This is a genomic window from Propioniferax innocua (genome assembly GCF_006716235.1).
GTDB classification, from domain to species: Bacteria; Actinomycetota; Actinomycetes; order Propionibacteriales; family Propionibacteriaceae; genus Propioniferax; species Propioniferax innocua.
Map to the genome: position 1 here is coordinate 918156 of NZ_VFOR01000001.1, position 18493 is coordinate 936648.

At 66.3% G+C, this 18493-nt stretch carries 13 protein-coding genes and 1 riboswitch; of the genes, 6 read left to right on the forward strand and 7 right to left on the reverse strand.

Going from position 1 to position 18493, the window contains the following annotated elements:
* Positions 1-10: 10 nt before the first annotated feature.
* On the reverse strand, positions 11-292 hold the full coding sequence (locus FB460_RS04335) for an HU family DNA-binding protein (protein ID WP_142092842.1): 282 nt from the start codon (positions 290-292) through the stop codon (positions 11-13).
* 285 nt (positions 293-577) lie between these two features.
* On the opposite strand from FB460_RS04335, the gene FB460_RS04340 reads away from it, so the two are divergent.
* Positions 578-3613, forward strand: coding sequence for a glycoside hydrolase family 70 protein (locus FB460_RS04340; protein ID WP_142092843.1), 3036 nt, complete (start codon positions 578-580; stop codon positions 3611-3613).
* Entirely contained in the window at positions 3594-4661 is a 1068-nt protein-coding gene (locus FB460_RS04345) for a winged helix DNA-binding domain-containing protein (RefSeq protein ID WP_142092844.1), read from the forward strand. The genes FB460_RS04340 and FB460_RS04345 overlap by 20 nt, the downstream gene beginning before the upstream one ends.
* Before the next feature lie 2 nt (positions 4662-4663).
* Here the strand turns inward: FB460_RS04345 and FB460_RS04350 are convergent, their stop codons facing one another.
* The 5 genes from FB460_RS04350 to FB460_RS04370 all read right to left on the reverse strand — a co-directional run bounded on the left by FB460_RS04350 (position 4664) and on the right by FB460_RS04370 (position 10121).
* Positions 4664-6109 (reverse strand): alanine/glycine:cation symporter family protein, encoded by a 1446-nt coding sequence (locus FB460_RS04350; protein ID WP_142092845.1) that lies wholly within the window; start codon positions 6107-6109, stop codon positions 4664-4666.
* 105 nt (positions 6110-6214) lie between these two features.
* The gene (thiE, locus tag FB460_RS04355; RefSeq protein ID WP_142092846.1) at positions 6215-6868 is read right to left on the reverse strand and encodes a thiamine phosphate synthase; all 654 of its coding nucleotides are present in this window, start codon (positions 6866-6868) and stop codon (positions 6215-6217) included.
* 1 nt (position 6869) lies between these two features.
* A complete protein-coding gene (gene thiM, locus FB460_RS04360; RefSeq protein ID WP_142092847.1) occupies positions 6870-7694 on the reverse strand; it encodes a hydroxyethylthiazole kinase in 825 nt (274 codons plus the stop codon).
* A riboswitch (TPP riboswitch) is annotated at positions 7684-7789 on the reverse strand. (Overlaps the previous gene by 11 nt.)
* Positions 7790-7836: 47 nt before the next feature.
* Entirely contained in the window at positions 7837-9282 is a 1446-nt protein-coding gene (locus FB460_RS04365) for an alanine/glycine:cation symporter family protein (protein ID WP_142092848.1), read from the reverse strand.
* Positions 9283-9365: 83 nt separating this feature from the next.
* Entirely contained in the window at positions 9366-10121 is a 756-nt protein-coding gene (locus FB460_RS04370) for a hypothetical protein (protein ID WP_211345824.1), read from the reverse strand.
* A gap of 62 nt (positions 10122-10183) precedes the next feature.
* On the opposite strand from FB460_RS04370, the gene FB460_RS04375 reads away from it, so the two are divergent.
* The 3 genes from FB460_RS04375 to FB460_RS04385 are packed head-to-tail and all read left to right on the forward strand — an operon-like array spanning position 10184 to position 13779.
* The gene (locus FB460_RS04375; protein ID WP_142092849.1) at positions 10184-10627 is read left to right on the forward strand and encodes a MarR family winged helix-turn-helix transcriptional regulator; all 444 of its coding nucleotides are present in this window, start codon (positions 10184-10186) and stop codon (positions 10625-10627) included.
* Positions 10624-11547: an ATP-binding cassette domain-containing protein gene (locus FB460_RS04380; protein ID WP_170209939.1), complete on the forward strand. Its 924-nt coding sequence runs from the start codon at positions 10624-10626 to the stop codon at positions 11545-11547. The genes FB460_RS04375 and FB460_RS04380 overlap by 4 nt, the downstream gene beginning before the upstream one ends.
* Positions 11548-13779, forward strand: coding sequence for a YhgE/Pip domain-containing protein (locus FB460_RS04385; RefSeq protein WP_142092851.1), 2232 nt, complete (start codon positions 11548-11550; stop codon positions 13777-13779).
* 67 nt (positions 13780-13846) lie between these two features.
* Here FB460_RS04385 and FB460_RS04390 read toward each other — a convergent pair whose 3' ends face one another.
* Positions 13847-17398 (reverse strand): bifunctional proline dehydrogenase/L-glutamate gamma-semialdehyde dehydrogenase, encoded by a 3552-nt coding sequence (locus FB460_RS04390; RefSeq protein ID WP_142092852.1) that lies wholly within the window; start codon positions 17396-17398, stop codon positions 13847-13849.
* A gap of 179 nt (positions 17399-17577) precedes the next feature.
* On the opposite strand from FB460_RS04390, the gene FB460_RS04395 reads away from it, so the two are divergent.
* Entirely contained in the window at positions 17578-18471 is an 894-nt protein-coding gene (locus FB460_RS04395) for a LysR family transcriptional regulator (RefSeq protein WP_142092853.1), read from the forward strand.
* Positions 18472-18493: the final 22 nt, after the last annotated feature.

Here is an 18493-nt window from a genome sequence, read left to right on the forward strand (position 1 = left end):
ATCAGTCAGTTCACTTCTTGCCCGAGACCTTGGCCTTGAACTGCGCAGCAGCCTTGAACCCGGGGACGGAGGTGGCGGCAATCTCCATCGCCTCACCGGTGGCGGGGTTGCGGCCGGTGCGGGCTGCACGGTCGCGCTTCTCGAAGGTGCCGAGGCCGGGCACGGTCACCTTGTCGCCCTTGGCCACGGTGCCGGTCACCGAGTCGATGAGGGCACCGAGAGCCTTGTCAGCATCAGCCTGGCTGATGTTGGCAGCAGAGGCCATGGCCTCGAGGATTTCCTTCTTCGTCATTGATGGTTCCTTTTCCGTTGGTCATCAGGACGGTCACCAGAGTAACCACGTCATCACAGCGGATTCCACCCCCAAACCGCGGCGTGGCGGGGTTTTCTGCACTCAACACACCTCAGATTCCCGTCTGATATCTTGCCCCGGCCCACAGGGCCGGAACACCTCACCGAACGACTTTCGAATACCTACGTCACAGTTTGATCTCACGCCGCATCGCACAGCGTGTCGCCAAGCCGCCCTTGACTCCGCATGGTGACCTGATACCACACACCGGTTGAGGAGATTCTCATGCTCACATTCAAGAGGCTGACCGCGAGCGTCAGCACTCTCGTGGTCGGCCTGACGACGGCATTCGTCGGGACGACAGCCGATGCTGCCTTCCCCGAGACAGATCCGGCACCGCAGACCCCCATGACGTCGTCCATGACCCCGGCACCCGAACTCGACGACCGAGTCATCTTCCAGGGCTTCAGCCTGTACCAGCCCTACGAGAGCAACACCTATCAACGGCTCGGCGACCATGCCGACCAGCTGAAGGAATGGGGCGTCACCGATGTGTGGCTTCCACCGGGCTACCGCTCGTTCGGCATGGCCCGCTACATGGAGGGCTACGCGATCGCCGACCGCTACGACCTCGGCGAATTCCCCAAGGGCCTGAACAACGAACGGGCCACCAAATACGGCACCTCCGACGAGCTGAAGGCGCTCATGGACGACCTCCACGGCGCTGGGTTGCGCGGCCAGATGGACCTCGTTCCCAACCAGATGATGGGCCTCGAGGGCCAGGAGGCCGTGCGCGTCAGCCGCGTCGACCACCACGGCAACCGGTTCCAGAACCAGTACACGACGCACGAGCCGTCGGACATCCAGGATGAGGTCTACCTCGCATACACCAAGGGTGGTGGCCCCGGCCAGGAGAAGTACGGCCGCATCAAGGAGTTCAACAAGAACCACTTCAACGGCTCCTCACTGCAGCAGCTGGGCATGGGTGATGTGCTGAAGGACGCCGACGGCAAGCCGTACCGTGTCAAGCAGGCCTCGGGTAACAACCCGCCGCAGTGGTGGGACCAGTCGCTCGGCATCAACGACGTCGAGGGGTATCTCTCGGCCCGCGGCGCCTTCGAGCTGACCGCCGGCAACTGGAAACCGACCATCCTCAAGGCCGACCCCGGATTCACCGATTTCGCGCTCGACCGCGCCAACCGGGAGACCTGCCCCTACACCCGTGCCGCGCAGCTCGAGGAGCCCGGCGACAACGCCATCTGGGCCTGCCGTGACGCGTACCTGTCCACTCAGGACGCCTACGGCAGTCGCTCGGAGGAGCCGACCTTCGCCAATGACGAATCGGGCATCGACTGGGATGACCAGATGCTGTTCGACACCCACGGGCCGTTGGACCAGAGCTTCGGCAATGAGTTCCTCGTCGGCAACGATTTCAAGAACACCGATCCCGAGGTGCAGGCCGAACAGCGTCACTGGATGAAGTGGCTCCTCGAGACCTACAAGCTCGACGGTTTCCGCATCGATGCCGCCGCGCACTACGACACCGACATCCTGGCCATCGAGGACGAGGTCACCAGCCAGCACTTCGGCGGCGACCGCAGCAAGTACACCAGCTACCTCGAGGCCTATTACGACGACCAGAACGGCTATCTGGATTCCCGTGGCAACCGCCAGCTCGCCATGGATGGTGATCTGTTCTACAACATGCAGGGAACGCTCGGGCGACGCGATCACCCCGCGTGGTTGCGCGAGTCGTTCGAGGGACGCCACAGCGCCGTCGATCGCATCAACCCCGGGCAGCCGGCACGCCCCAACTGGTCGTTCGTCAACAACCATGACCAGGAGAAGAACCGCGTCAACCTCGCCATGATGAAGCGGCTCGGCATGACCCCGAACCATCAGTGGGGCGACGCTGTGCCCCGTTCGTTCGAGGAGGAGTACACCAAGGAGCTCGAACGGGCTGCGCTGAACGACTACAACGCCGACCTCAAGAAGGTCGACAAGACGCTGTCGCCGGTCAACGTGCCATCGATGTACGCGATCCTGCTCACCAACGCCGGCACGGTTCCGACCGTCTTCTACGGCGACATGTACACCACCAACGCCTCGTACATGAGCGAGAAGACGCCCTACCACGACACGATCGCCGCACTTCTGAAGGCACGCAAACAGTTCGCCAAGGGCAACCAGCGCGTCGAGCTGTTCCAGACACCGGGAACGGTGGCCGAGGGGCAGCAGGTCGTGGCCAGCGTCCGTGAGGGCGACAGCCGGGGCACGGGCTTGGCGACAGTGGTCGCGAATGTTCCCACCGTGGACACCCACGTACGGGTCAACATGGGCCGCGAACATGCGAACCAGAAGTACCGCGATGTCACCGGGAACCACTCCCAGCAGTACGTGACCGACGGTCAGGGTTTCCTCACCGTTCCGGTGAAGGGCAAGAAGACCGCCCAGGTGCATGGCAGCCTGGGTGTGTGGGCTCCGGTGAACAGCGATGAGAGCATCGCCGTCCACGGCGCGATCCGCGCCAAGTGGGGGTCGCTGGGTGGCGCGACGGGCGTCATGGGCAGGGCGACCGGCATCGAGGCGTGCTTCCTGCGCGATGGTGGCTGTTTCCAGGCATTCGAACACGGCCGCATCTACTGGTCGCCAGCGACAGGAGCGCATTTCGTGCGTGGCGACATCGATCGTCGCTGGGGCCAGCAGGGATGGGAGACCGGGTTCCTCGGTTACCCCACCACCGACGAGATCTGTCGCCACGGCTACTGCGTGCAGGAGTTTCAGGGCGGCACGATCACATGGCGTCCCGACGGGCGTCGTGGCCTGATCATCAAGGGCGCGATCCTCGGCGAGTGGAACCGTATCGGCGGGGTCGACGGGGTCATGGGCCCGGCCCAGATCGAAGAACAATGCTGGCTGCGTGACGGCGGCTGCTTCCAGCGCTTCGACCGCGGCCACATCTACTGGCAACGGCACACCGGCGCGCACTTCGTCCGCGGTGAGATCTTCAAGGAATGGGGACGCCTCGGCTGGGAGGCCGGACGCATGGGCTACCCGACCGGACCGGAAGCCTGCGTGTTGAAGGACGGTGGCTGCTTCCAGTCCTACGAGGGTGGCCTCATCTACTGGACGATGGGCACCGGAGCACACCCGGTGATCGGCAAGATCGGCGAGCACTACGCATCCACAGGTTGGGAACGCGGCCGCTTCGGGTATCCGGTCGAGGCGGAGAGGTGCACGGTCGGGACCAAGGGGCTGGAGTGCACTCAGCGCTTCCAGGGCGGTGTGATTCGCTGGTCCCATGCTCGAGGCATCCACTGACATCGCCCGTTGGCGAATCGCGGCGCAGCGTCTGGCGGGTTTCGACCTGCCGGACGCTGCGTCCGTTGTGACATGGCTGGGATGCGTCCAGGCTCAGGATCTACCCGGAGCCCTCACCTCGGTCGCCCTCCGGACCCCGGACCGCTCGTTGGCCGGAGTCCGCGATGCGCTCGACTCCGGCCAGATCGTGCGCTCCTGGCCCATGCGCGGCACCCTGCACCTCGTACCTGCACGTGACATCGGCTGGATGACCGGTCTGACACACCCGCGCACGTTCGCGCAGTCGCGGCGACGCCGCGAAGAACTCGGTATCGATGAGACGATGATCGAGCGCGCATGGGAGTTGTTCGCCACCGCCCATGCCGAGCAGGGCCCACTCCCTCGAGCAGCGGTGCTGGAGGCGTGGAAGTCGTTGGGCGTCGACGAGGTCAAGGGCCGCGGCTACCACCTGTTCCTGCTGCTGTGCCAGATGGGACGCATGGCACAGGGCCCGCACGACGGCACCGAGACCCGCTTCGTGGATCTCGACGCATGGGCAGGCACCCGTGACGAACCCAGCCGCGAGGAGGCACTCGCGCGCTGGGCCGAGATGTATTTCCGCAGCCACGGCCCGGCGACGGAGAAGGATTTCGCGAGGTGGACCGGCCTGACCATGGCCGATGTGCGTGCCGGCATCACGGACGCGTCGGGGCTGGAACGCCTCGACATCGACGGAACCGCCCACTGGATGGACCCGGCCACGCCCGACCGCGCCGCACAGCATCGGGAGCAGATCGACGCCATCCACCTGCTGCCCGGGTTCGACGAGTTGATCCTCGGCTACGCCGACCGCACCGCCACGCTCGCGAAACGCCACGAACAGCTCGTGGTGCCCGGCAACAACGGCATGTTCAAGCCGACGATCATCTCCGGGGCGCGCGCCGTGGGCACGTGGTCGGTGAAGAAGGCCACCAAGACGCTGCCCGCCCGACTGCTGCCCACCGGCTTCACCTCCAGGCTGCCGGCCGCGGTGAAGCTCGAACGCGCCTTCGCCGCCCTGCCCGACTGAGGTCAGTCCCGGCGCGTCACCGGGTCCGAACCGTCCCAGGTGTCCATGCCCTCGTACCCCAGGTCGGCGTGGTGGAACACCGGGTTGAGCCCCTGCTTGCGCTGGTCGGTGTAGTTGGTCAGCAGCTTCACCGCGACCTTGGCGAGCATCAGCACCGCCACGAGGTTCAAGGTCGCCATGATGCCCATCACCACGTCGGCGAGCGACCAGACCAACCCCAGGCTGGACATGGCACCCCACGCGACGAACAGGCACACCACGAGCCGGTAGGCCACGAGCAGGCCCTTGCTCTTGGTCATGAAGTACAGGTTGGATTCACCGTAGTAGTAGTTCCCGATCACCGAACTGAACGCGAACATGAAGATCGCGATGGTCAGGAAGTGCACCGCCCAGGAGCCGAGCTGCATCTCCAGCGCGCTCTGCGTGAGTGATGCCCCTTGCTTCTCGTCACCGAACGTGGGGTTGGAGAGCAGCACGATGAACGCGGTGATCGAGCACACGATGATGGTGTCGAAGTAGACGCCGAGCGCCTGCACGAAACCCTGTTTGGCCGGGTGCGACACCGACGCGGCCGCACCGGCGTTGGGGGCCGAACCCATACCTGCCTCGTTGGAGAACAGACCGCGCTTGAGCCCCTGGATGAAGACCCCGAAGAACCCGCCGACAGCGAACTCACGGATCCCGAAGGCACCCAGGACTATGTCGGAGATCATCCCCGGAACCGCTTCGATGTTCATGACCACCACGGCGGCTCCGATGATGAGGTACAGCACGGCCATCACCGGGACGACGATCTGGGTGAAGCCAGAGAGCGTCCGCACACCGCTGAAGATGATGATCCCGGTGACCGCAGCAAGCATGACGCCCATGATGACCCCGAGGACGAGGCCCTGGGTCGAATCCGGGTCGATCTGCAGCGAGGTGCCCAGTGCGTCGACGATCGAATTGGACTGCACCGAGTTGAACACGAAGCCGTAGGTGATGCAGATGATGATGGCGAACGCGATGCCCATCGGACGCTTGTTCAGGCCACGCTCCATGTAGTAGGCGGGGCCACCGATGTAGGCGTCCTTGCCGCGGATCTTGTAGGCCTGCGCGAGAGCCGATTCGGCGAAGGCCGACGCCCCGCCCAGGATCGCGAACAGCCACATCCAGAACACCGCACCCGGGCCACCGAGGCTGATCGCCAGGGCCACACCGGCGATATTGCCCGTGCCGACCCGGGACGCGGCCGAGATGGTGAACGCCCGGAACGACGAGAGCTGTTTGTTGCCCTGAGCATCATCGATCGCGGGTTCCTTCACCACACGCAGCATCTCGGGGAGCAGCCGTATCTGCACGCCCTTCGTCATCACGGTCAGTGCGATTCCCGCGCCCACCAGGATGATGAACACCACGTACCAGAGGTATTCATTGATGAAGGCGATGGCGTCGTTCAGGGCTTCCATGGGGCCTCCCCGGTCGTTGTGCCTGGTGCTGTCTGGCGCCTGGTGCTGTCAGGTGCCCGGTGCTGTCAGGTGCAGGGTGAGGTCAAGTTCAGCACACCTGAGCCATCAGGCAAAAGAGGTTCTGTCCCACTCACGCACGAGTTCGGCTGTGGTGCTCGCCACATCATCGGCGGCACAGATCGCCGACACCACGGCCGCACCCACCGCCCCGGACCGACGCAGGGGCGCCACATCGGCCATCTGGATGCCACCGATCGCCACACAGGGCAGCGGAGAACGCGCCGCGAGGTCGGCGAACCCGTCGATGCCGAGTTCGGGTGGGTGATCGGGTTTGGTACGCGTGGCGTGCACCGCACCGACACCGATGTAATCGACCCCACCGGGGATCGCCGTGATCTGCTCGATCGTCTCGGCGCTGTGCCCCACGATCGCGTCCGGGCCCAGAACGGCTCGGGCCTCCCCCACCGGCGCATCGTCCTGCCCGAGGTGAACGCCGTCGACCACGATCCCCCGCCGACGCGCGGCGATGGCGAGGTCGAGCCGGTCGTTGACGAGCAGGGGAACCCGCCGGTCGATGATCTCGGCCAGTGCAGCGATCTCGGCGAGCTGCTCGGCGTCCGAGGCGTGCTTCTCGCGGTACTGGACGCACCCGACACCGGCGTCGACGGCCTGCCGCACGGTGTCGAGCACTCCCCTCTCACCGCAGAGCCCGCGGTCGGTCACCAGGTAGATGCCGTAATCCCGGTCGAAACCCGTCATGTCAGTTCTCCGTGACCCGAGCGCACTCAGCCAGAGCCGTACCATCGATGGCGTCCAACGCATCGAGCAGGGCCACGGCGAACGACCCCGGCCCGACGCCGGCGGCCTGTTCCCCTGCGACGGACATCAGGGCATGCGCGGCGGTGACCGCCTCAAGCGGCGTCACCTCTTCCGACCCGGAGCCGAGGAAGGCTGCCACGAGCGCCCCGAGCGAACATCCGGTGCCGATGACCCGGGTCAGCATCGGATCGCCACCGGTGACGCGCACGACGCGGCGCCCATCGGTGATCAAGTCGGTGGCACCGGAGACGGCGACTACCGCGCCGGATCGCTCGGCGAGGCCACGGGCTGCGTCGAGCGCGGCTTCGGGGGCGTCGGTGCTGTCGACGCCGCGCCCCCCGGTGCCACCGGCGAGTGCGAGGATCTCGGAGGGATTGCCTCGGATCGCGGTGGGGCGGAGAGCGACAAGGTCGAAGGCCAGTTTCGTGCGGTGCGGAAGAGCCCCGATCGCGACGGGATCCAACACCCACGGCGTACCGGCCTCCCCGGCTGCGGCGGCGGCTTCACGCATGGCGTCCCGGTGCTCTGGCAAAGGCGTCCCGGTGTTGCACAACAGCCCGTTGGCGACGCCGGCGAACGGGCCGGCCTCCCCCACGATGTCGACCATCGCCGGGGCCGCACCCACAGCGAGCAGGATGTTGGCGGTGATGTTGGTGACCACCGAGTTCGTGATGCACTGCACCAGCGGTCCGGTGCCGCGCAGCTGGTCACGAAGTTCGCCGCAGAGCGCAGCGTCGATCGTTCGGCCGGATTGCAGGTCTGGCATGTGACATCCCTTCGCCAGTGCTAGCTGGAGCAGGTTCCCCGGGTCTCATCTCAGCTGCCTGCCGTTCTGCGCAGACAGCACCCCGTGTCGGTTCTGCCGACTGTACTCCTGCCCGGACGCGCCGAATGCACCCCCATGGGGTTCATTCCCGACGCGTGACCGGGTCCGATCCATCCCAAGCGTCCATGCCGTGGATCTTGAGGTCATCGGCGTGGAATGCCGGGTCCAGGCCACGACGCCGCTGCTCTCGATAGTTCGCCAACAAGCGGGCGGCCACGCCCGCGAGCATGATGACGCCGACGAGGTTGAGCGTCGCCATGATGCCCATCGTGACGTCGGCCATCGCCCAGACCAGGTCCAGGCTCGCAACCGCGCCCCAGAAGACGAACCCGCAGACGATGGCGCGATAGACGTTCAACACCGTGCGCGACGACGACAGATACTTCACATTGGCCTCACCGCAGTAATAGGCACCCAGAACCGAGCTGAAGGCGAACAGGAACATCGCCACGGTCAGGAAGTGAATGGCCCAGTCCCCCAACTGCAACGCCATGGCCTCCTGCGTCAGACTCGCGCCACGGGCCTCGTCGCCGTAGACCGGATTCGAGAGCAGCACGATGAACGCGGTGACCGTGCAGACGAGCCAGGTGTCGAAATAGACGCCGAGGGTCTGCACGAAGCCCTGCTTCGCCGGGTGCGACACCGACGCGGCCGCCCCCGCGATCGGCGCCGACCCCATACCCGCCTCATTGGAGTACAGGCCACGGCGGACGCCGTTGATGACCACCGCGAAGAAGGTGCCCGCCGCGAATTCACGGATCCCGAACGCGCTGAGGACGATGTCGGCCATCACCCCGGGCAGTTCGTTGGCGTTCATCACCATGATGACGGCACCGATCAGCAGGTAGATGACGGCCATGATCGGCACGACCACCACCGTCACGCCCGAGAGAGCGCGGGTCCCGCTGAAGAAGATGAACCCCGCCACCACGGTGAGCACGACGCCGACGATCGCGGCGAAGCGTGTGAACTCGGGGGTTCCGGGCTCGAACCGCACCGAGGTGGTGAGAACGTCGATGACCGAGTTGGACTGCACCGACGCGAACACGAAGCCATAGGTGAAGATCATGATGACCGCGAAGGCCATTGCCATCTTCTTCCTGCCGAGCCCGCGCTCCATGTAATGGGCAGGGCCGCCGACGAAGGACTCCTTGTCGCGCACCTTGTAGGCCTGCGCGAGCGTCGACTCCACGAACGAGGTGGCCCCACCGATCAATGCGAGCAGCCACATCCAGAACACCGACCCCGGACCACCGAGGCTGATCGCCAGGGCCACACCGGCGATATTGCCCGTGCCGACGCGGGCCGCCGCCGAGATGGTGAACGCCCGGAACGACGAGATCTGCTTGTTGCCCTCGTCATCATCGATCGATGGCTCCTTCACCACCCGGAACATCTCCGGGAGCATGCTGAGCTGCACGCCCTTCGTGCGCAGGCTCAGGTACAGACCGATGACGATCAGCACGACCGTCACCCCGTACCAGAGCCATTCGTTGATGACGCCGACGACGGTGGACACCATGTCCATACGAGGTCACTCCTCCGGCATCGCCTGGTGCGATGTCCGTTCGATGGGCATTTCTCGGATCGCGGCGTCACACTACCGGGCCATCACCCGTGGTTCTCGTCAGCCGGGATGAGAGCGATCTTCTGCCAGACCTTCCTGGCCATGTCGGAGGTGAGTGTCTCGATCCCACCGACGGCGTCGAGGATCTCGCCGTCGGTGGTCTCCTCGCCGAAGAGCGCTGCGGTCTTGCCGCCGAGGGAGAGCATCTCGGAGCACTGATGAAGGTAGATGGTGAACTCATCGCGCGTGAGCCCGAGGCCACCGTCGTCGCGCGAACCCTGATGGAGCCGCTCGGGAACCTTGGTGAGCTGGTGCATGTCGATCACGTGCGCGAGCGAACGCAACCGGTGCAACATGCGCAGAACACGGGCCCGCTCCATACGTTCGGGCACCGTGTACAGGAAGAACACCGCGATGCCGCCGAACACCACGTCGTTGATGATCGTCTCGATCAGCGGCAGCCAGTCGAGCACGGTGAGGGAGTCCGGGCTGGCCGCAATCTCCGTGGCGGCCAGCCCGATCGCCCCACCGAAGAACAGCAGCACGAGCGCCATACCCACGCGAGAGGCCACGCGCGCTGCGCGCACCCGGCGTCTGCTGTCACCTTCGTTTGATCCGACCTCGTCGATCAGCGCGACGAGCTCGGCCCCCACCTCCCACAGGCTGCGTCCGGGGAAACGCGCCTCGACGCGGCGTTGGAGATTGGCTGCAGAACGCCGTACGGCAGCGTGGTCCAGCCGCTGAAAACGGCTGACCGGGGAGGTCTCGGCGCGGTCGGGCATCGGCGACTGGGCAGGCACCCCACCCGAGGGTATCCGTCACCGCTTGGATCATGCATACGCAAACTATATAGTTTGCGAATGTGATTGATGACTCCCTGACCGCCGACCTCGTGCACGTGGCCGGACGCAGCATCCGCATGCTCACCCGCGATCCCAGCTTGGAAACCCTCGGATCGGTGACACCCGCACTCTCGGTCATCAAGGCCGAAGCGCCCATCACCGTCTCCGACTTCGCCCGCCACTACGGCTGCACCCAGCCATCGGCCTCACAGCTCCTCGCCAAGCTCGAACGCCACGGATGGGTGGTGCGCACCACGAGCGCCACCGATGGTCGCGTCCGCAATTTCGCCCTGACGCCGGCAGGCGAACGACAGCTCACCGACGCCCGTGCCCGCGCCGCGGAGCTTCTCTCCCCCGCACTCAGGCAGCTCCCCGAGAGCGATCTCGCCGCGCTGCGACGCGTCATCACCGCTCTCGAGGATGTGCTCGACGCCCGAGCGTCCACCCAGGTCACCCACGCATGACCGCAGACACTCCCGACGTCGAACCCGATGACGTGAAATCTGACGAGGTGGCCCCCGCCGCAAAGGATGAGGAGGGCCTGGACCAGATCGGTTTCACCGACCAGCCGAGCGAATCCACCGGAGCATCGGCACCCATGATCAGCGTCCACGACTTGACGAAGAGGACCGGCGAAAACCATGCCTATCGCGACGTGTCGTTCACCGCCAGGGCCGGCGAACTCGTGGTCCTCGCCGGACCCGAGGGCACAGGCAAGACCATGCTGCTGTTGGGGATCCTCGGCCGCATGACATTCGACGCCGGTGGCGGCCACGTGGCGGGGTTCGAACTTCCTCGCCGAGCGCGTCGCGTCCGAGAGCACTCGGCGGTGGCCAATGTCGATGCGCTCACCGCGCTCGACAACTCGATGACGGTGCGCCAACATCTGGCCGAGCGCATCATCATGAACCGACCCTGGTATCTGCCGGTGGCGAGTCGGCGGGCTGTCGATCGCGCCATGGACGAGTACCTCGACATCGCTGCCCATCTGGGCGACCGGTTCGACGCACTGTCACCTGCCGCCATGGAACGACTCGGTCTGGCTGAACGACCCGACCTGGAGCTCCGTCCTGACGCCTACATCGACGAACTCAACGATCTGCAGCGATTGACCGTGGAGATCGTTCTGGCCTGCATCTCGAAGACCGAAATCGTGGGCGTCGATGATGTCGACCTGCTCCGCACCCAGAAGGACCGACTCTGGGCATGGCTGCTGTTGTTGCAGCTCAGCAGCCTGCGCCAGGACTTCAGCGTCCCCACCACCACCCTCATCGCCACCTGCCAGGAGACCACCGAACTCCAGCAGCTCCTCGACGCCTTCGCCGATGAGGCCGACGACTTCGCACCTGTGCAACAGGTGCTCCTGCCTGGGAAAGAGACCTGAATGTACACACTCCCCGGACTCGAACTCAGCCGTTTCCGCCGCAACACCCTCGCACGTCTGGCGACGGTCGTGATCGCCTTCATCCCCGCCATCTACGGCTGCCTGTATCTCGCGTCGAACTGGGACCCGACCGAGAATCTCGATCAGCTCGACGCCGCGGTCGTCAACCTCGACACCGGTGCGCAACTGCCCGACAGCCCCGACGGCACTCCCGGCGAACACCTCGATGCCGGTGACGAACTCACCTCAGAACTCACCACTTCCGATGACGCCGGGTTCACCTGGACCGAGGTGGACGCAAAGACAGCGGCCGCGGGACTGAACGACGGCACCTACGCAGCGGTGCTGCACATCCCCCGCGGGTTCTCGGCCAACATCGCCTCCAGCGGCAAGGACCACCCCCAGAAAGCGGAGCTGACCCTGGAGACCGACGACGCGCACAACTACATCGTGGGCACAGTCGCCCAACAGGTCCTGGAGACGATCCGGGGCAACCTCAACGAGACCACGACTGCGAAGTACGTGGATCAGGTCTACATCGGTTTCAACGAGATCCAGGCCAAGATGACCGAGGCCGCCGATGGTGCCCAGAAGGTCTCGGATGGGGCGTCGGATCTGCACGAGGGCACCGGAACCCTGGCCGAGGGCACCGGCACCGCCCGTGAGGGTGCCGGCGAATTGGCCGACGGTCTGGGTGAACTGTCCGACGGCGCGGACAGGCTTGCTGACGGAACCGGACGGCTCGCCACTGGAGCATCCGACCTTCACGATGGAACCAACCGCTTGCGAGAGGGGTCATCGGAGGCCGCCGACAGATCCGGGGACCTCGCCGACGGCGCCCGGCAGGTCGCTGATGGCACCGAGAAGCTCTCCACCAAGGCCGATGAAGTGGATGCCAAGGCTGCACGGGTGCGGGATCGCGTCGACGAGTTCGATCAGAAGGCGACGCCGATCATCAGCGACAGCCGCCAGGCACTCTCCGATGCGCACGATCAGACCGTCGGCGATCTGCAGACACGGGCGGACGAGTTGGCGTCGAAGTACCCCGATGACCCGGATGTGCAGGCGCTGTCCCAGGAACTCGAGACGATGGCCACCGACCTGGAGAATGCCCATTCACGCGCAGATGCGGCCGCCGATGACGTCGAGTCGGCTCGCCGAGGTGTGCGCGACACCGTGGATTCGGCCGCCGATCGCATCGACGAGGCGGCCGGGCAGATCCACCGGCTCGATGAGGGCGCCACACAGGTGGCCGACGGGGCCGATCGTCTGCACGAGGGTCTGGTCACTCTCGATGACGGCGTTGGTCAGTTGGATGACGGAGCCGCGAAACTCAAGACCGGAGCATCGGAGGTGAACGACGGCGCCGGTCGGTTGGCCGAGGCGTCGAGCACGGCTGCCGAAGGCGGACGCGACCTGGCCGACGGGTTGGTGGAACTCGACGACGGCGCCCACCGGTTGGACGAGGGCGCAGGTGAACTGGACGAGGGCGCAGGTGAACTCTCCGACGGCATCGCCGAAGGCGCCGATTCCGTACCGACCTATTCGTCCGCGGACCGTGACACCCGATCCGACGTGGTCGCCGTGCCGGTGGAGGGCGATGCCCAGCGCGACCATGCCGTCGAGGCCTACGGCGAAGGCCTGGCGCCCTTCTTCCTGTCGCTCGCGCTGTGGATCGGCGGCATGATCACCTACATGGTGCTCAACGCCATCCCCTACCGGGCACTGGCGTCGTCGGCCAGGTCGTGGCGGATCGCCTGGTCGGGATATGCGCCCGGCATGTTCTTCGGCGTGCTGCAGGTGCTGGTGATCTTCACGGTGTTGACCTTCACCCTGGATTTCACGGTGCCGAGCTGGCTTGCAACGATCGCGTTCGCGATTCTCGTCGCCGCATCGTTCCATGCGGTCCACCAGTTGTGTGTGGTCCTGCTGGGATCCTTGGGGCGGCTCGTCGCCCTCATCCTGCTGATGTTGCAGATCGGCGCGGCCGGTGGCACCTATCCAGTGGAGACCACGCCACCGTTCTTCCAGGCCATAGCACCCTTCCTGCCCATGACCTATGCCGTGGAGGGGCTGCGCGGACTCATCGCCGGCGGCAACACCCTCGGTGTGGCGCATTCGGCGGTGATGCTGCTGGCGTTCGGCGTCGGCGCCCTGACGCTGAGCGCGTTCGTGTCGAGCCGAAAGCGCGTGGTGACCGTTGCGCGGCTCTACCCGAGCCTGGAGTTGTGAGCCTCCGCCCCACCTCTACGTTGTGCCGGGCAGACGCGGCACAACGCAGAGGTGGCCCCCTCAGGAATCAGATCAGGCCATCGGTGAGGTGTGAGGGCGTGCCAAAGCGGTGTGCGGTGATCGAGACCGCCTGCTCGCGCAGGTGCGGAAGCATCTCCACCCGTCCGGCACGGACGACCTCTCCCCCATACACCGCAATGTCAGGCTTACCGCCGCTGGCCTCGGTGATCCCAGCCAGCACATCGGCGCGGGAGGCCCCTGCCACGACGCGGATACGGACGCCTGCATCGGGGCCTTCGAGGGCCGCCAGGTTCCGCACCCGATCGGCCCACGCGGCGTCGTCCTCCACCACGACGGTCGCACCTCGTTCCTGGACGATCCGCGCAGCCTCACCGGGCAGCGGCACCGCCGTGGACACCACCGGCGTCGCCTCCGCAGCCAGGGCCGCCGCCAGTGCCCGCAGCACGTGGTGCGGTTCGGCATCGGCGGCGACGCGGATGGTCACGGTCTCGGGGCGGTAGCGCAGCAGGTTCCGTTCGACGCCGAGCTGCGATGCGTCGCGGGCGATGCCGAACTCGTCGTCCCACGCCCGAGCGTCACTGGCCATGGCCTCACTCAGCCACGCCACGGCATCGGCGTCCAGCCCCAGCCGTTCGGCTTCTGCCAGCAGCGGAGCCGCCACTGGACGAGGGTCACCGGCTGCGGCCGGAGCGTCGGACCACTCACCGAAGGCATGCAGATAGTTGGGCCCACCGGCCTTGGTCCCCGGGCCGATCGCCGATTTCTTCCAGCCCCCGAAGGACTGCCTGCGCACGATCGCGCCGGTGATCCCGCGGTTGACGTAGAGGTTCCCGGCCTCGACGCGGTCGAGCCAGAGGGCGATCTCGTCACGGTCGAGCGACTGCAGGCCCGAGGTCAGGCCGTACTCGATCTCGTTGACGATCTCGATGGCCTCCTCGAGAGTGTCGACGGTCATGACGCCCAGGATCGGCCCGAAGTACTCCACGTGGTGGTACTCGGACCCACGCTTGACGCCTCCGCGGACGCCCGGCCGCCACAGCTTCACCTCACCATCGCCGTCGCGGGAGAGCGGACCGGCATCGGTGATCGGTGTGGGGGCCTGGATCCACCACTCGCCCTCGCCGAGCGTGGTCAGCCCGCGCAGGAGCTTGCCCGACGGCGGCGCGATGACCGGGCCCACCTGGGTCCGCAGATCATCGGGGGTGCCGACCTTCAGCGACGCCACCGCGTCACGCAACTGCCGGTTGAACCGTGGCGAATCGGCCACCGATCCGACGCAGATCACCAGCGACGACGCCGAGCATTTCTGCCCCGCGTGGCCGAAGGCCGACTGGACGATGTCGCGCACCGCGAGATCGAGGTCGGCGTTCGGGGTCACGATCGTGACGTTCTTGCCGCTGGTCTCGGCCAGGATGGGCAGGTCCGGGCGCGCCTGACGCATGGTCACCGCCGTGTCGTAGGCACCGGTGAGGATGACCCGATCGACGCGCTCGTCGGCGATGAGTCCGGTCATCACGTCGCGGTCGGTGATGTGCACGTACTGCAGCACCTCACGCGGCACACCGGCCTCCCAGAGGGCCTCGATCATCACCGCACCGGTGCGTGACGCCGCGGGCGCCGGCTTGAACACCACGGCCGCTCCCGATGCCAGGGCCGAGAGCGCACCACCGGCGGGGATGGCGGTCGGGAAGTTCCACGGCGGGATCACCGCGACGAGCCGAGACGGCGTGAACTCCGCACCGTCGACCTTCTCGAGCTCCTGGCCCAGTGCGGCGTAGTAGTGGGCGAAGTCGATGGCCTCACTGACCTCGGGGTCACCCTGATCGAGGGTCTTGCCGCACTCGGACCCCATGACCTCCAGCAGCTCGGCGCGCTTGGATTCCAGGATCTCGCCCGCACGATGCAGGATGCGAGTACGTTCGGTGACGCCGAGATCCCGCCACGACTGCGCCGCGTCGAGGCCACGGGCGATGATGCGGTCGATCTCATCGGCGTCATTGACCGTGGCCGAGTCCCGGAGATCACAGCCGAGGCGCGATTCGACCATGCGTCCGGCGATCTCTCGGCCCCAGACGCGTGCGGCGGGAAGATCGGGGTCGGTGTCGGGGGTGTTGGTGAAACCTTCGTAGCCGCCCTCGGTCCAGGCGTCGACGCGGGCCTCCACGTCGGCGACCGGGACCCGTCGATCCTGACGACGGTTCGGCAGCGGCACCTGGAAGTTCTCCACACGCCCGTCGCCGGTGATCTGTTCCAGGTCGGCGAGCGAGGCGAGGAAGCGATCTCGTTCCCGGGCGAACAGCTTCGTGTCGTCGTGGAGCTCGAACACCGCCGACATGAAGTTCTCCTGGCTCGCCCCCTCCTCCAGGCGACGGATCAGGTAGGCGATGGCCACGTCGAACTCGGCGGGCTTCACCACCGGCGTGTACAGCAGCAGCGAGCCCACCTCGCGTCGCACCACCTCGGCCTGACCGGTGGCCATGCCCAACAGCATCTCCACGTCGACGCCGTCCTGCGCTCCACGGGCCTTGGCCAGCAGCCACGCCAGGGCAACGTCGAACAGGTTGTGCCCGGCGATGCCGATGCGGATGTTGCGGACGTGCTCGGGGCGCAACGCGTAGTCGAGGACGGCCTTGTAGCTGGTGTCGCTGTCCTGTTTGGTGCCCCAGGTGGCCTGTGGCCAGCCGTGGATCATGGCGTCCACGTGTTCCATGGGCAGGTTGGCTCCCTTGACCACGCGCACCTTGATCGGAGCACCGCCGGCATCGACGCGGCGGGCGGCCCAATCCTGCAGGAACATCATGGCCCCCAGCGCATCGGGCAGGTACGCCTGCAGCACGATGCCCGCTTCGAGGTGGGCGAACTCGGGACGCTCGAGCAGACGGGTGAACACCGCGATGGTGAGATCGAGGTCCTTGTACTCCTCCATGTCGAGGTTGATGAACTTGTTCGGCGTCGCCTCCGCCGCGATCCGGAACAACGGCACGAGCTCGCGCTCCATGTGCTCGACGGCCTCGTCGAAGGCCCAGTGGTTGTGCGGGGCAACGGTCGAGGACACCTTGATCGACACGTAGTCGACGTCGTCGCGCTCGAGCAGACGCCTGGTGCCCTCGATGCGCCGGGCGGCCTCCTTCTCACCGAGGATGTACTCGCCCAGGAGGTTGACGTTCAACCGGACGCCGTCGCGTCGCACCTTCTGGATCGCGGGGCCGAGCCTGGAGTCGGTGGCGTCGATGATGAGGTGGCGCACCATGTGGCGGAGCACACGCCGCGCGATGGGCACCACGACCTGCGGCAGCAGGGGACCCACCGCGCCGCCCAGGCCGATCGCATGGCGCATGACCGCCGGCAGGAAGGCCGGGGTGAGCGGCGTCAGTTCCTTGAGTTTCGACGCCGCCGCATTCACATCCTCGGGGCGGATGACACCGTCGACGAATCCCACGGTGAAGTCCAGGCCGTTCGGATCCTGCAGGACGCCCGCCAGCTGCTGGGCCGCCGGCTCGACCGGCTCGTGGGCTGCGTCGCGCAGCCAGCGCTGGACCAGCTCGATCGTCTCGTCGGCAAGATCCTGGGGTCGGACGTCATGGGATGGGTGGGTCATGGCGATCGGCCTTTCGACGACGCAGCGTCTTGTGGATGTCACATGCCACCGCCTCCATCGGCCGGTGGGCATGTCTTGATGCTCCAGTGTGCGATGCAAAAGAGGTGACGTAAAGTAATCATTTCTTCCAGATAGAATTCACTTTTACTGAACTTTTGGGGAAGGGTGACGGAGGGCCGATGCTGGACATGAAGCGGCTCCGCCTGCTGTGGGAGTTCCACACGCGCGGAACCATCGCCGAGGTCGCCGACGCGCTGAACTACACCCGCTCGGCGGTGTCCCAGCAGCTTTCGCTGCTGGAACGTGAGGCCGGTACACCGCTGCTGCGCAAGGTGGGGCGCCGCTTGGAGCTCACCGCCACCGGCGAGGCCTTGGTCGTCGAGGTCGAGCGTCTGCTGAACGACATGGAGCGGGCCGAGTCCGTCCTGCAGTCCGGCGCGGTCGGCGTCCGGATCCGGGTGGCCTCCTTCCAGACCGCAGTGCTCGCCCTGTTCCCTGCCGCCCTGCAGATCATCCGACGCACCGCGCCGGAGTTGCGCGTCGAGTTGGTGCAGTACGAGCCCGAAACCGCCCTGTCGGAGACATGGGCGCGTCGGTTCGACCTGGTGGTGGCCGAGCACTACCCCGGACACGCGGCGCCCCACTTTCCCGGGCTGGATCGCATCCCCCTGACCTCCGACCTCATCAGCCTCGCTCTTCCACCGTCCGGCACCGGCGCAGCCTTCGACGAGGTCACCTGTATCGAGGACGCCACCGATCTGCCGTGGGTGATGGAGCCACCGGGCACCGCGACGCGGCACTGGGCGGAGCAGGCATGCCGCCGGGCCGGTTTCGAGCCCGACATCCGTTTCGAGACCGCTGATCTGCAGGCGCATGTACGTCTGGTCGAGACGGGCAATGCCGTGGCGCTCCTACCAGGGCTGGTGCACACCTCCACCCCCACGGTGCGTCTGGTGGACCTTCCCGACGCGCCACATCGCTCCGTCTTCACCGCAGCACGTGAGGCGAGCGCGGGCCACACCGCCATCGCCACCGTGCGCGCCGCATTGGAAGAGGTGGCCACCTGGCGGTGATCGCCGCGAGAACGCCCTCGCT

Excerpts from the sequence above, each read along its gene's own strand:
- FB460_RS04365 (WP_142092848.1), bottom strand. The coding sequence starts at position 9,282 with ATGGACATGGTGTCCACCGTCGTCGGCGTCATCAACGAATGGCTCTGG.
- thiE (WP_142092846.1), bottom strand. The coding sequence starts at position 6,868 with ATGACGGGTTTCGACCGGGATTACGGCATCTACCTGGTGACCGACCGC.
- FB460_RS04340 (WP_142092843.1), top strand. The coding sequence starts at position 578 with ATGCTCACATTCAAGAGGCTGACCGCGAGCGTCAGCACTCTCGTGGTC.
- FB460_RS04345 (WP_142092844.1), top strand. The coding sequence starts at position 3,594 with ATGCTCGAGGCATCCACTGACATCGCCCGTTGGCGAATCGCGGCGCAG.
- thiM (WP_142092847.1), bottom strand. The coding sequence starts at position 7,694 with ATGCCAGACCTGCAATCCGGCCGAACGATCGACGCTGCGCTCTGCGGC.
- FB460_RS04350 (WP_142092845.1), bottom strand. The coding sequence starts at position 6,109 with ATGGAAGCCCTGAACGACGCCATCGCCTTCATCAATGAATACCTCTGG.
- FB460_RS04395 (WP_142092853.1), top strand. The coding sequence starts at position 17,578 with ATGCTGGACATGAAGCGGCTCCGCCTGCTGTGGGAGTTCCACACGCGC.
- FB460_RS04380 (WP_170209939.1), top strand. The coding sequence starts at position 10,624 with ATGACCGCAGACACTCCCGACGTCGAACCCGATGACGTGAAATCTGAC.
- FB460_RS04390 (WP_142092852.1), bottom strand. The coding sequence starts at position 17,398 with ATGACCCACCCATCCCATGACGTCCGACCCCAGGATCTTGCCGACGAG.
- FB460_RS04335 (WP_142092842.1), bottom strand. The coding sequence starts at position 292 with ATGACGAAGAAGGAAATCCTCGAGGCCATGGCCTCTGCTGCCAACATC.
- FB460_RS04385 (WP_142092851.1), top strand. The coding sequence starts at position 11,548 with ATGTACACACTCCCCGGACTCGAACTCAGCCGTTTCCGCCGCAACACC.